We start from the raw sequence: 12,549 nt of genomic DNA on the forward strand, positions 1-12,549 counted from the left end.
AAAAATTACATCAATTAAGTTTTTCGTAAGCAGCCAAGATAATTTTTTCCGTTTGCTCCCAACCGATACAGGGGTCAGTTACAGAAACCCCATATTTCAATTCTTCCCGTTTGCAGTTAATGGGTTGATTACCTTCATATAAATTTGATTCCAGCATCATCCCCACAATCGATGTATTACCATCAACTATTTGTTGTACAACGTTTTCTAAAACATCAGATTGCAACCTGTAATTCTTATTAGTATTACCATGACTACAATCAATGACAATTCTCGGAGGTAACTGAGCCTGTTTTAATTTTTCTTCTACTTGTTTAACACTTGCAACATCAAAATTAGGTTGATTTCCCCCACGCAAAATCACATGACCGTAAGCATTACCTTTCGTTTCAAATACACTGACCTGTCCCTCAGGATTAATGCCCAAAAAATTATGAGTCATTCTGGCAGAATGTAAAGCATTTAAAGCTACTTGAATATTACCATCAGTGCCATTTTTAAAGCCCACGGGCATAGACAGACCACTAGCCATTTCCCTGTGAGTCTGGGATTCTGTTGTGCGTGCGCCGATCGCCGCCCATGTGATCAATTCACCAATATATTGGGGTACGATAGGGTCTAGAGCTTCTGTAGCGGTGGGTAGCCCTAACTCTGTTAGCTTGATCAGTAAATCTCTGGCTAGCAATAAACCATTTTCCACATGAAAAGAATCATCCATTTCTGGATCATTAATTAATCCTTTCCAGCCTACAGTTGTGCGGGGCTTTTCAAAATACACCCGCATAATCAACAGTAGTTTATCCTGGACACGTTCAGCTAATTTTTTTAACTTATGGGCGTATTCCAATGCTGCATTAGGGTCATGAATGGAACAAGGCCCAACTACTATAAATTTGCGTCTATCTTGAAAATCTAAGATTTTCTCTATTTCACATCTAAACTGTAAAACTATTTCTGCCGCAGTTTCTGTTAACGGTAATTTTTCTTTTACTGCGTTTGGAGTTAAGAGAACGTGATAATTTTCAATATTTGCGTTAGTTAATTTATTGTGCATGGAGGATTGCTCTGAATTGTCTGGGTAGGATTTTAGGCAGATTGGGTATACATATTGTAGATGAAATGTACAACACAAATTCATCATTTATGCTAGTAAAGTCAAAAATACTAGACATAATATAATGTCTGCTTAGTTGCTTATTTCTAGCTCTGTGGGGCAATTGCTAGTTATGGAGAAATTTCCGTACTTGATACTCCCCAGATTCCACTAATTCATAATTATCCCCCACAGCTTGCCTAAACCTTTGTTCAATAGCCTCTAAATCTGCTGCTGGCATGGTTTTCCAGTGTTCTTTAGTTTCCCAACGAATGATGAAAATAACTTCTGTGGATTCTAGGGGATTAATCCAAACTTCTTTACCCAAAAATCCTGGATACTTGGCCAATGCTGCTGTCCAAATCTCTGCATCCTTTTGGATATAACTCTCTCGCAGGCTAGCTTCAACTTTAAACCTCAGAAATTCTATAACCACACCCATTTATCCCTTGTGTTTGCCAATCTGCCAAAATAGAACTGTAGGCTAGAATAACTACGCTTCCAGCATAGCTTGATTGCATACACTCAGGAGCAAGGGTCGGCTGGTTTGAAATAAGGAATAAGGTAAAGAGTATGGACAGCAACAATTGGTTGCAACAAATAATGATGCTTGGTATTGGTACAACTTCTTTGGTGGCGGAAAAACTCAAGGAGGTTAGTGATGAATTGGTCAAAGACGGTAAGCTTAATCCAGAGCAAGCCAAAGCTGTCATGGATGACATTGTACAGCAGTTAAAGACTGAGCAGGGAACATGGGATGCCCAAATGCAACGACAAATGCGAAATATGATGCAGGATTTAGGCGTGGCGCGTCAGTCGGAAGTGGATGAATTACGGGGGAGAATTGACCGTTTAGAACGTCAAGTGCGCGATTTAGAAAATAAGCTTTGGCGTTAGGATGTGCTTCTGATTTAAACTAATTGTGTCCTATTGGTAATTTTCATTGCCAAACTACCTCAGTGGGGAGGGCTAATTTTGAAAGCAATTTTACTCAGCATAGGTTTGATGCTGGCCTGTGTTGTGGTTTTGGTATTGGCACAAGTGGGGAATAAACAGGACTCTGCTATTGCTGCTAATTTACCTCAAACTCCACTAGCCACCATTAGCGTTACTGAAAACAATACTCCAATCAAGAAAAATATCATGTCTGAAGCCTCTAAGCCGCCTGTTACTACCGATTCTGGACTCAAATATGTGGAAATAGAAGAGGGAACTGGCGCGACTCCTAAAAGTGGACAAACCGTCGTAGTTCACTACACAGGTACTCTAGAAGATGGTACCAAGTTTGATAGCTCACGCGATCGCAATCGTCCCTTCAGCTTTACCATCGGCGTTGGACAAGTAATTAAAGGTTGGGATGAAGGACTTAGCACTATGAAAGTAGGTGGTCGTCGTCAATTAATCATCCCTTCAGAATTGGGTTATGGCGCTCGTGGTGCTGGTGGGGTGATTCCACCTTACGCAACCCTGCTGTTTGATGTGGAATTGTTGGAAGTGAAGTAGGGGAATAGTCCATAGTCAATAGTCCACAGTCAAAGGTAAAAACTCATGACTGTTGACTGTTGACTGTCTTAATCATCATTTAATAGCCTGATCTGGCTAAGTTTTTAAATTTGGTAAACTGTGGGTCAAATAGGAGTTTTACTGTACCTGTTGGGCCGTTGCGGTGTTTCGCTACAATGACTTCTGCCAGGCCGCGATCTGGTGTATCACTGTTATAGTAATCGTCACGGTATAACATAATAACTAAATCCGCATCCTGCTCAATGGAGTTGTGAACAACAATGTTATTAGCAATAAAATTATGTAGCCCAGGAACTGTCAAATCAAACACTTCTTCCTCGCCACTATATTCAATTGAAACTATTTCATCCCAATAAACATCACTCTTGGCAAGAGTAAGCAATTCACTAGATTGAACAACTTCAGCAACTTTCAAAGCTCTTTCTCGACTCAAATTTGCTTTGTAAAGCGCCAAGCCACAATAAGATGTGCCAATGTTTGAATGCAATTCTCTTGTTGTTAATTGCACAGATTGCATTGCAGGTACAACAATTTTTTTCCAAACATCTTTGGGGATTATATCTCTATTAGTATTGTGAATGCAATTTTCTAGATATTCAAAAATTTGTTGTAGTGAATTTAGTTTGTATTCTCCTACTGCTCCAACCTTTTTAATAAATAAATCAAGGTCAGGCTTACCAGTTATTTTTACATGATACTGATTTCTCCCCTTCCCCACTTGAGGCACTAGCTTGAGTGTCGCATTAATACCAAGCTTTAACAAAAGAGTTTGTACATCAACAGCTAATCTGTAACTACTAGTTGCATAATATGCAATAGGTCTTGGTTTTTTCCCTCCGACTAATTTAATTGAACCATCTGTACTCCACAGATGTCTAAGAAAGCAAGATATTAACTCTATTGGTTGTGAGAACAATTCTTGAGGGACAAATTTTTCGTAAGACCTTAAACCAAAAACACCAAGAGAGTCTAGCCATTTTGCTACAGGATTTCTGAGATTACGAGTTAAGCGTTGTGTTGCAGACAAATAAACTTGATACCAGCTGCGTTCAGGGGAAATTCTTGGAGTAATTGCATCCCCAAAAACTTCTTTTGCTAAGAAAAAAACATTCTCAGCTAAATCTATCTCTCTGGTAGTGTACTGTATGGCATGACGTGGCAATGTACAACCATCACCAATTAAATGCCCTAATAATGCCACTTCAGCATAAGTCATGGTTTGTTTATCAAAACTGGGTATATGCCGTGGTAAACATAGATGTTGTCTAATACTTAACTCATCTAATCTACGCCAGCCATGAATTGTCAGGAATTTGTGATTAGCTGTAGCACGAATTTTGCACCCCTTACGAGTTGTTAATGTAAATACAGGCTTTACACCTGTAGAAAAGGCATTGCTGACTATTGCTTTTTCTAATTTTAATGTTGCTTGATTTAAAGCCCAAATAGCAAAACCAGACTTACCGACTAACTCCCTAATTGGTATCTGTAAACCGCCCGGCGCTAAAGTTACTAAACTATCACCAGTTAGACAACCTGATTCTCTTAAGTCAGACAACATAGGACGCTTGTTGGTACGCGCTTCTACGCCACGACTCAGCTGAGATAGAGCTATTACAGGTACAGATAATTCTCTAGCTAAACCTTTGAGAGAACGGGTAATTTTAGATAACTCCTGTACGCGGTTATCTCCGCCTCCTTCCATTAATTGCAGATAATCTATCACTATCAAGCCTAGTTCTACACCCTGTTCGGCTTGTAATCTTCTAGCTTGAGAGCGCATTTGGGTGACGGTAATATTCGGCGTGTCATCAATAAAAATGGGCATTTCGGACAGCATACTAATCGCCCGGCTTAATGGTTCCCATTGTGTTTGACTGAGGCGACCACTCCGCAGATAGCCGCTTTCAATTTGGGCTTCACTAGCAAGTAAACGTTGTACCAGTTGCTCTTTGGACATTTCTAAACTGAAAACAGCAACAGGTAGCTTCATCGTAGCCGCGATATTATTAGCTAGGTTTAGGCAAAATGCGGTTTTTCCCATTGACGGTCTTCCAGCGACGATGATTAAATCAGAACGCTGAAATCCACTAGTCATAGCGTCTAAATCATAAAAGCCGCAGGGAATACCAGGCAAGGCAATACCTTGATTGCGCTCCTCAATTTCTTGGAAGTTGTTAATTAAGGTGTCTGCAATGTGAACTAAACCTGATTGGGGACGTTCTTGAGTAACGCCAAAAACTTTCTGTTCTGCTTGGTCTAGTACTATGGGTAATTCTTTTTCTGTCTCGTAACCGAGATGGACAATTTCATTGCCAGCTTTAATTAATTGCCGTCGCAGGTATTTTTCCATCACCAACCCTGCTAAGGCATCGATATTCACAGCTGAGACTGTACGGTCTACCAAGGTGGCTAATTTGTTTCTACCACCAATGCGGGTCAGCAACTCATTATCAGTTAGCCAACTTGTGACTGACAGCAAATCTGTAGGTTTACCTTGGGCGTGGAGACGCAGCGCAGCTTGATAGATATCTCTGTGGGCGCTAATATAAAAAGCTTCTGTAATAAGGACTTCGCTTACTCGACCAATCGCTTCTGGATCTAGTAGAATACCCCCCAAAATTGCTTCTTCTGCCTCGATATTTTGGGGTGGGAGGCGATTACTACCGTCGCCTTGAAAACTCAATTCTTCAGCCATAAGGGTGGGGAGTCTCAGGGTGTAGGTTTTTTACACTTTGAGCAGAAAAACCAGGCTTGGGGTGTAGGGGTGTAGGGGTGTAGTAAGTTTAAGTCTCCTCTGCTCCTCTGCTCCCCTGCTCCCCTGCTTCCTTTAGCTAGCTACAACTTCAATATCAATTTGTGCTGTAACGTCTGAGAATAGCTTGATTTCGGCTTTGTAAGTACCTAGTTTGCCAATGTCGGGAATAGTAATACCACGGCGGTCTACTTCTTGACTAGTAGCTGCTTGGATAGCATCTGCAACATCTTGGCTGGTCACTGTACCAAAAATCGCTTCGTTTTCACCAACTTGCTTGGCAATTTTCAAGCTGCCAACTTTTTCTAAAGACTCTTTCTGCTCTAATGCTTGTTGTCTGAGTTCTAATTGACGCTGCCGTTCTTGTTCGCGGCGGCGTTCTACTTGCTTGAGAATACCAGGGGTGGCATGAGTTGCCAAACTCTGAGGAATTAAATAATTCCGAGCATAACCAGGAGCTACGTCTACTAAGTCGCCGGATCTGCCTAGCTTGCTGACATCCTTAGTTAAAACTAATTGTACGCGTTTCACCATGTTTTCTATTTTTCCTGTAAAATCTCATTAACTTGGGTTGCAGCAGGAGCGCTCACGTTAGTGTAGCTTTATTCCCAGCATTTCCATACCCTAAAGCTTACAGATCCTAGCGAACTGCCGGGGGCGATCGCAACTCTTTACTATAAATTTTTTAGCCGGACTGGGGATTGGGGAAGCAGAGGAGAAAAACTTTTAACCAATTACCCATTACCAATTACCCATTACCAATTACTAAAACTTATCCTTTAATCCTCGAATGCGGGCAAAGGTTTGCACGGGGTCATTACTATTAACTGCTAACTGTAATGAGGGTTGCTCCCAACGGAGGAAGGGATTGGTCAGCTTTTCTACTCCCAACAACGAAGGGACTGTGGCTATTCCTTGACTGCGCTTTGTCTTAACTTCGTCAAGGCGTTTTTGCAATTCGGTGTTCTTACTATCTACACTAAGTGCAAATTGTAAATTTTTTAAAGTGTATTCGTGAGCGCACCAGACACGGGTATTTTCTGGTAAAGAACGCAGCTTAGTTAAAGATTCCACCATTTGTGCGGGTGTGCCTTCAAATAAACGACCACAACCACCAGCAAACAGGGTATCGCCACAGAATAATTCTCCTGGTGTATCGTCTGTTTGGGGAGGAAAGTAGTAAGCAATGTGAGCGCGGGTGTGTCCGGGTACAAAGATAACTTCAGCTACTCTATCAGCAAATTGCACGCGATCGCCTGGTTGTAAAAATACCTGTTGTCCAGGGATTCTGCCTTGATCCTTAGCGCCACCATAAACTTTCACTTGGGGAAACTTCTGGATTAATTTCTGGTTGCCACCTACATGATCATTGTGGTGGTGTGTGTTAAAAATTGCCACTAATTCTGCTTTTAGCTGTGCAAGTTGCTTAAGTACTGGCTCGGCTTCTGCGGGGTCAACAACGGCGGCGATATTTTTGTGGCTGTCGTGTAATAAGAAGATGTAATTGTCTGAAAGTGCTGCCAAGCGAATCACCTGCATAATCGTTATCTCCCTAGCCAGTCAATATTTTTAGTCTATTAGCGATCGCCAATTCTGGTCATTAACTTCAGCTTGAGAAAAGCTATATAAAGTACCAAGATTTTATTTTTGCTGTTTCACTGTCTAGAAACCATGATATTATACAACCGTAATTACACTGGAAATGTATTTAAAAATTACAAATATACTTATTATTGATCAGTGATAATTCTCTGGGAGGAAGTATAACTGTAAAGTTAGATTAAATGTGTTCTTTTTTGCTCGTAAAATGCCGAAAATCTATAAATATACAGATATTAACTTCTATCTTTAACTATAAATTTTATAAGTTTTGATAAAGTTGCAATATTTTCTACGTATCTACTTCCTAGCCAGAGGAGTAGAGTCTCATTTCTACCTCAGACCACCACGATAGGAGAATATATGACTACTCACTACAGATACACTTACACCAGTGTTTATCGTCAAACAGAAACTACAGTTAAGCAAATCGTAGATAGGATCCTCCGTTCTGGCAAAATGAGTCCTCAAGACCATGCTTTGCTAACATCTGCCGTTTTTAATCATCATGATATTGATGAACAAGAACGTCGCCAAATTAATCGGATTTTTGACCATATTCAGACAGGGCAATTAAAGCTGATTAACTGGTAGTATAAAAATTTATTAGTAGTATCTTCATCAGGTGAGGCGATGTTTTCCCATATCATTGTTTTTATGGCTATTGCCCAGCCCACCCTAGATATATTTCAAAAATAAAGCATAAATACCACATCAAGATTTATCAGTAGTATCAGGCTTAGTTAAATTATCACAACAAAATTGAATCGTGAATCTACAGGCTAACAAATCCAGGCTAAAAGTTTCCATAGTTGTCAGCGATTTATCCAGTGCTGGAGCAGGAAGATGGGGAGGCGGTTCTGTACGTTCCTTTCTGTTAGCTCAAGCACTGCAAAGGCTAAACTATCAAGTCGAAATTTTAGGATTTGTCTTTGGTGAAGCAGCAGTGTTTCCCCAATCAGAAATTCAGATAAATCAATTCATCGGTTATAATTATCCAAAATTTTTAGTTTCAGCCAATCAACTCTTAAAAAGAATTGATGGTGATATTATTTATGCAATGCGGCCTAAACCTACAACCTTAGGTCTATCTTTATGGAAAAAAATCAGTACTCGTCAGCCAGTAATTTTAGATATAGATGATTGGGAACTAGGTTGGCATGGTGGAGAAAACTGGCAATATCGCCCTTCATTAAAACAACTTTATCGAGATATTTTCAAGCCGGATGGAGCATTACGCAATCCGGATCATCCTTTGTATTTAAAATTTCTAGAAGGAATTGCGCCAAAAGCTAATGTAGTTACGATTCATACTAAATTTTTACAAGAACGCTTTGGTGGTGTATACATACCTAATGGTAAAGATACGGATTTATTTAATCCTATTAACTACGATGCAGAAGAAAGCCGAGCTTGTTATGGGTTATCCGACTACAGAATTTTAATGTTTCCTGGCGCACCCAGACCATATAAAGGTGTGGAAGATGTGTTAATGGCGTTAGATATTCTCAATCAGCCTGATTTGAGACTAGTGATTGTTGGCGGTAGCCCTTATGATGACTATGATGCTCAACTTAGAGAAAAATGGGGACGTTGGATTATCCAGTTACCAAAATCTCCACCAACGGAAATGCCCAAAATTGTGGCAGCTGCTCACATTATCGTTGTTCCCCAAAGGAATACACCAGCAGCTTTGGCACAGTTCCCCTTGAAACTAACAGATGGGATGGCGATGGCCAAGCCAATTCTAGCCACAAGAGTGGGGGATATTCCCGAAATCGTTGGAGAAACGGCTTATTTAGTTGAGCCGGCTTGTCCTGATGAAATAGCCAGGCAAATTAAGTTGATATTTGCAGATTTGGATGGAGCGAGCGATCGCGGTCGCCAAGCTAGAATAAGATGTATAGAAAAGTACAGTATATCGGCTATGGCGACTACCCTACAGTCAGTTATTGCTAATTTGTAAGTATAAATAGATAAAAGAGGATAATTGCTAGCAAATATAATGAGAAATTAATGAATACCTTGATACTTTATGTTAAAAATGACTCTAGTGTTACCCTCATAAACTAAATGCTTACCAGACGCATCTTACTAAAATTTGCGAAACCCTATCCAGGATTAATTCTACTGACGATAATATTAGGATTCTCTGGAGCTTTATTTAATGGGATTAGTACAGCACTGATTGTACCAGTAATTTTAAGAATAGTAGGACAACCAGTAGACTTAAAAGGCGCTCCGGGGTTGCTCAAAGCCATTATGACCCCATTCGATAATGTGCCAGAAAATTATCGGATTGCCGCAATGGCAGGAGCAATCATCCTGACAATTGCCTTAAAAAACTTAGCCACATATACCAGCACGCTATCATCAAGTTCTCTAACTCGCAGACTTACTGCGGATATGCGAGAGGCAGGCATCGATTTATTACTAAATATTGATATAGATTATTATGCCAAAACCAAAGTTGGTGATTTAATCAATCGTTTGGGAGGTGAAATTGGCCGTGCCGCTAGTTATGTAGGCAATATCATCAGATTAGTTATTGTCAGCGTTACAATTTCCGTTTTTGTCTGTCTATTACTATCAATTTCTTGGCAATTAACTATCATGGCGACAATCTTGCTGTCGCTAGTAACATTAGTCAATCAATTTGCAATTAGTCGTTCTCGTCAGTTTGGCAAGATATTGAGTGAAATGTCGAAAGCCTACTCCATAGCTGTGCTAGAAACTCTCAATGGCATTCGTCTTGTCAAGACTACAGCGAACGAAAGGAAAGAATTTAATAGAATTAAACGACTAATTCGTGAGCGCGAATCCGCAGATTTTAAAGCTCAGATGAACTCCAACGCCATCACTCCCTTAAGTGAATTTTTGGGAGTTACATCTTTGTTAATAATTGTGCTGTTAAGTAAAACTTTTTTCGCTGATCAAATTAGTACACTTTCGGCTGTTCTGTTAACATATTTACTAATATTATTACGTCTACTACCCCTAGTTTCTCAACTCAATAGTCTCCGTAGTAGCTTTGCTAGCATGAATGCTAGTGTAGACTCGGTAACTGAACTACTCAGATTAGATGATAAACCATTCTTAATAAATGGAAAAATTGCCTACAACGGCTTAAAAACAGGGATTACGTTTAAATCTGTTTCCTTCACTTACCCTGGTCATGATAAACAAGTACTCAAAGATGTAACTTTAAAACTACCCCGTGGCACAACATTGGCATTGGTAGGAGGCTCAGGAGCAGGTAAATCTACCTTGGCAGACTTATTACCCAGATTTTATGACCCAACTGGTGGCTGTATTATTTTAGATGATACCGATTTGCGTGAGTTTGATATCACCTCTATCCGTAAGTGTATGGGTATCGTTAGCCAGGATACTTTTCTCTTCAATAATTCAGTGCGGAATAATATTGCCTATGGTAAACAAGAAGCCACAGAAGAAGAGGTTGTAGCAGCTGCTAAACGGGCAAATGCCTACGAATTTATTAGTAAACTGCCCCAACAATTTGATACTATGATTGGCGATCGCGGTGTCATGTTATCGGGAGGACAAAGACAAAGATTAGCGATCGCTCGCGCTCTCTTACAAAACCCTGATATTCTGATTCTCGACGAAGCAACTAGCGCTTTAGACACCGTTTCGGAACGTTTGGTACAAGGAGCGCTAGAAGAACTCAGCCGCGACAGGACAACTCTAGTTATTGCTCACCGTCTGTCTACAGTCCGCAAAGCCGACCAAATCGCTGTCTTGGAGCAAGGAAAAGTCGTAGAGGTGGGAACCCATGAAGAGCTATTACAAAAGGGTGGTTACTACTCACGCCTTTATGGAATGCAGTTTAGCAATAATGCTGAAACCACAAATAGAACCAATCAAAGCTTATTGCGAATTTCCCATGAAATCCGTACACGCCTCCACTCCATGATTGGTGTCTTACGGCTGTTATTGGATGATGTTACAAACAATAACCAAGAACACCAAGAATTGATTGAAGACTCATACAAGTCAGCATTTAAAATTATCAATACTCTAGACATTTTTGAAGATAGTCTACAACAGCAAGTCTATTATTTATCTACGTCACTATTGGAGGATAATCAAAATAACAATACCCTACTCGAACACCTGAAAAATATCAATGAATTTCGGATACAGTTCAACAATATATTAGTCTCTCTGCGGTCATTGACTGATAGCACAGGAGAGTTAGAACAAAGTGAGTATTTATTGTTAAAAGAATCTCTAAATGTATCGATGAATTTACTCGATTGTTTAGAAAATGTTGAAACAGGCATCTTCTAAAATGCTCACAGAATTATTTGCCCTAAAGTAAACAATGAAAAATAAATATATTTTCTATAGCAGAATCATTTCCCAGAAACCAGATACAGCTCACGAAATTCATGACGTTCTTTGTGCTAACGGCGCAGCTAATTTAGGATATGCCTCTGTTTTAGTATATCCAGAAACTAAACGAGGTTCTGGGAATACATTAGATTTACTTTACCCTTTCCAACCGAAACAGCCAGATCAGAGTTTTGTAGATTTTTACGATGTGCAAGATAAGCTAAAAGTGGCATCTTTACCAATGCCCTGGCCGATTGATTGTGTAGGGGGTAAGTTTACAGCATCTAGTACAGTTGTAACCCGATATTATCTACCATTCCATCTCCTAAAATATACAAAAATTGTTCACACTAGAGACTGGAATTTTGTCCAAGCAGCAATCAAAAACTGCATTCCTACTATCTACGAACGCCACTATTTTCAAAAGGAAAAAGTTCCCAAAGCCATTGCTGAAAGTCCATTTCTACAAGTTGCTGTCACCCAATCAGAAATTATAAGACAAAGTTTGATTGAACAGGGATTTCCCCCAGAAAAAGTTGTTTGGGTACATAACGGATTTGATCAATCATTTTTATTACGACAATCGGAACAAGCTACAGCATGGCGCAAAGAATTACTCAAAGATGAACTTCAGTCGCTAGTAGTTTATTCTGGTGCTTTATACCCCTTTAAGGGCATTGATGTTTTAATTGATGCAGCCAAAGAATTACCACAAGTTCAGTTTGCCATTACAGGGGGTAAGACAGAACAAGTAACAGCTTATCAACAATTGGCTAAAGATAAACAAGTAGAAAATGTCAAGTTTCTAGGTTGGATATTGCCACGCCAACGCTTAGTCAGCCTATTTCAAGCTGCTGATATTTTGGTTCATCCCCACTGCTCTGGCAAGTCTGCTAATTTCACTAATCCTGTGAAATTCTTCCAATATATGGCTTCTGGAACTCCCATAGTGATTACAGAAATTCCTCCGTTAATGCCTTTTAAAGATATGCCTTTAGCTGCTGTATGGTGTGAACCGGATAATCCTTACCAACTGGCTAAAGCACTGAAGCAAGCATTAGAAATTTATCCGAGAAAAATAGAAGGTTACACAAATAATGTTGAATTGGCGAAGCCATTTTCTTGGGAAAATAGAGCCGAAAAAATTCTCAGTTACGTTGATGAATCTTTCCGTCCACAACTCATAACTTAAATTTAAAATTAAATTATAAATAATGAA

General features: G+C 39.7%; 11 protein-coding genes. 6 read left to right on the plus strand and 5 right to left on the minus strand.

Annotation, left to right across the window (positions count from 1 at the left end):
* Window positions 1-10: 10 nt before the first annotated feature.
* Together ACN222_RS02850 and ACN222_RS02855 are read right to left on the minus strand one after the other, a co-directional pair.
* On the minus strand, window positions 11-1,054 hold the full coding sequence (locus ACN222_RS02850; protein WP_168370993.1) for a 3-deoxy-7-phosphoheptulonate synthase: 1,044 nt from the start codon (window positions 1,052-1,054) through the stop codon (window positions 11-13).
* Window positions 1,055-1,220: 166 nt separating this feature from the next.
* Window positions 1,221-1,535 carry a TIGR03792 family protein gene (locus tag ACN222_RS02855; RefSeq protein ID WP_010994751.1) on the minus strand — a complete coding sequence of 105 codons (315 nt, stop codon included), beginning with the start codon at window positions 1,533-1,535 and terminating at the stop codon, window positions 1,221-1,223.
* Between the two features lie 131 nt (window positions 1,536-1,666).
* Here ACN222_RS02855 and ACN222_RS02860 point away from each other — a divergent pair, with 131 nt between their 5' ends.
* Both ACN222_RS02860 and ACN222_RS02865 read left to right on the plus strand, forming a co-directional pair.
* Complete coding sequence (locus ACN222_RS02860) at window positions 1,667-1,990, plus strand: phasin family protein (protein ID WP_010994752.1); 324 nt, start codon at window positions 1,667-1,669, stop codon at window positions 1,988-1,990.
* Window positions 1,991-2,098: 108 nt separating this feature from the next.
* Window positions 2,099-2,596, plus strand: coding sequence for an FKBP-type peptidyl-prolyl cis-trans isomerase (locus tag ACN222_RS02865; protein WP_010994753.1), 498 nt, complete (start codon window positions 2,099-2,101; stop codon window positions 2,594-2,596).
* Window positions 2,597-2,675: 79 nt separating this feature from the next.
* Here the strand turns inward: ACN222_RS02865 and ACN222_RS02870 are convergent, their stop codons facing one another.
* The 3 genes from ACN222_RS02870 to gloB all read right to left on the minus strand — a co-directional run bounded on the left by ACN222_RS02870 (window position 2,676) and on the right by gloB (window position 6,911).
* Window positions 2,676-5,315 carry a replicative DNA helicase gene (locus ACN222_RS02870; RefSeq protein WP_010994754.1) on the minus strand — a complete coding sequence of 880 codons (2,640 nt, stop codon included), beginning with the start codon at window positions 5,313-5,315 and terminating at the stop codon, window positions 2,676-2,678.
* A gap of 132 nt (window positions 5,316-5,447) precedes the next feature.
* Entirely contained in the window at window positions 5,448-5,906 is a 459-nt protein-coding gene (rplI, locus tag ACN222_RS02875; protein ID WP_010994755.1) for a 50S ribosomal protein L9, read from the minus strand.
* 231 nt (window positions 5,907-6,137) lie between these two features.
* A complete protein-coding gene (gloB, locus tag ACN222_RS02880; protein ID WP_010994756.1) occupies window positions 6,138-6,911 on the minus strand; it encodes a hydroxyacylglutathione hydrolase in 774 nt (257 codons plus the stop codon).
* A gap of 423 nt (window positions 6,912-7,334) precedes the next feature.
* Between gloB and ACN222_RS02885 the strand changes: the two genes are divergently transcribed.
* From ACN222_RS02885 to ACN222_RS02900, 4 genes are all read left to right on the plus strand, one after another.
* Window positions 7,335-7,565: a hypothetical protein gene (locus ACN222_RS02885; protein WP_010994757.1), complete on the plus strand. Its 231-nt coding sequence runs from the start codon at window positions 7,335-7,337 to the stop codon at window positions 7,563-7,565.
* 175 nt (window positions 7,566-7,740) lie between these two features.
* Window positions 7,741-8,937: a glycosyltransferase family 4 protein gene (locus tag ACN222_RS02890; protein WP_010994758.1), complete on the plus strand. Its 1,197-nt coding sequence runs from the start codon at window positions 7,741-7,743 to the stop codon at window positions 8,935-8,937.
* Window positions 8,938-9,044: 107 nt separating this feature from the next.
* Window positions 9,045-11,285, plus strand: coding sequence for an ATP-binding cassette domain-containing protein (locus ACN222_RS02895; protein WP_010994759.1), 2,241 nt, complete (start codon window positions 9,045-9,047; stop codon window positions 11,283-11,285).
* Between the two features lie 34 nt (window positions 11,286-11,319).
* On the plus strand, window positions 11,320-12,522 hold the full coding sequence (locus ACN222_RS02900; RefSeq protein WP_010994760.1) for a glycosyltransferase: 1,203 nt from the start codon (window positions 11,320-11,322) through the stop codon (window positions 12,520-12,522).
* The last annotated feature ends 27 nt before the right edge of the window (window positions 12,523-12,549 follow it).

This window comes from Anabaena sp. FACHB-595 (assembly GCF_048568275.1).
GTDB lineage: Bacteria > Cyanobacteriota > Cyanobacteriia > Cyanobacteriales > Nostocaceae > Trichormus.

Excerpts from the sequence above, each read along its gene's own strand:
- ACN222_RS02850 (WP_168370993.1), bottom strand. The coding sequence starts at position 1,054 with ATGCACAATAAATTAACTAACGCAAATATTGAAAATTATCACGTTCTC.
- ACN222_RS02855 (WP_010994751.1), bottom strand. The coding sequence starts at position 1,535 with ATGGGTGTGGTTATAGAATTTCTGAGGTTTAAAGTTGAAGCTAGCCTG.
- ACN222_RS02860 (WP_010994752.1), top strand. The coding sequence starts at position 1,667 with ATGGACAGCAACAATTGGTTGCAACAAATAATGATGCTTGGTATTGGT.
- ACN222_RS02865 (WP_010994753.1), top strand. The coding sequence starts at position 2,099 with ATGCTGGCCTGTGTTGTGGTTTTGGTATTGGCACAAGTGGGGAATAAA.
- ACN222_RS02870 (WP_010994754.1), bottom strand. The coding sequence starts at position 5,315 with ATGGCTGAAGAATTGAGTTTTCAAGGCGACGGTAGTAATCGCCTCCCA.
- rplI (WP_010994755.1), bottom strand. The coding sequence starts at position 5,906 with ATGGTGAAACGCGTACAATTAGTTTTAACTAAGGATGTCAGCAAGCTA.
- gloB (WP_010994756.1), bottom strand. The coding sequence starts at position 6,911 with ATGCAGGTGATTCGCTTGGCAGCACTTTCAGACAATTACATCTTCTTA.
- ACN222_RS02885 (WP_010994757.1), top strand. The coding sequence starts at position 7,335 with ATGACTACTCACTACAGATACACTTACACCAGTGTTTATCGTCAAACA.
- ACN222_RS02895 (WP_010994759.1), top strand. The coding sequence starts at position 9,045 with ATGCTTACCAGACGCATCTTACTAAAATTTGCGAAACCCTATCCAGGA.
- ACN222_RS02900 (WP_010994760.1), top strand. The coding sequence starts at position 11,320 with ATGAAAAATAAATATATTTTCTATAGCAGAATCATTTCCCAGAAACCA.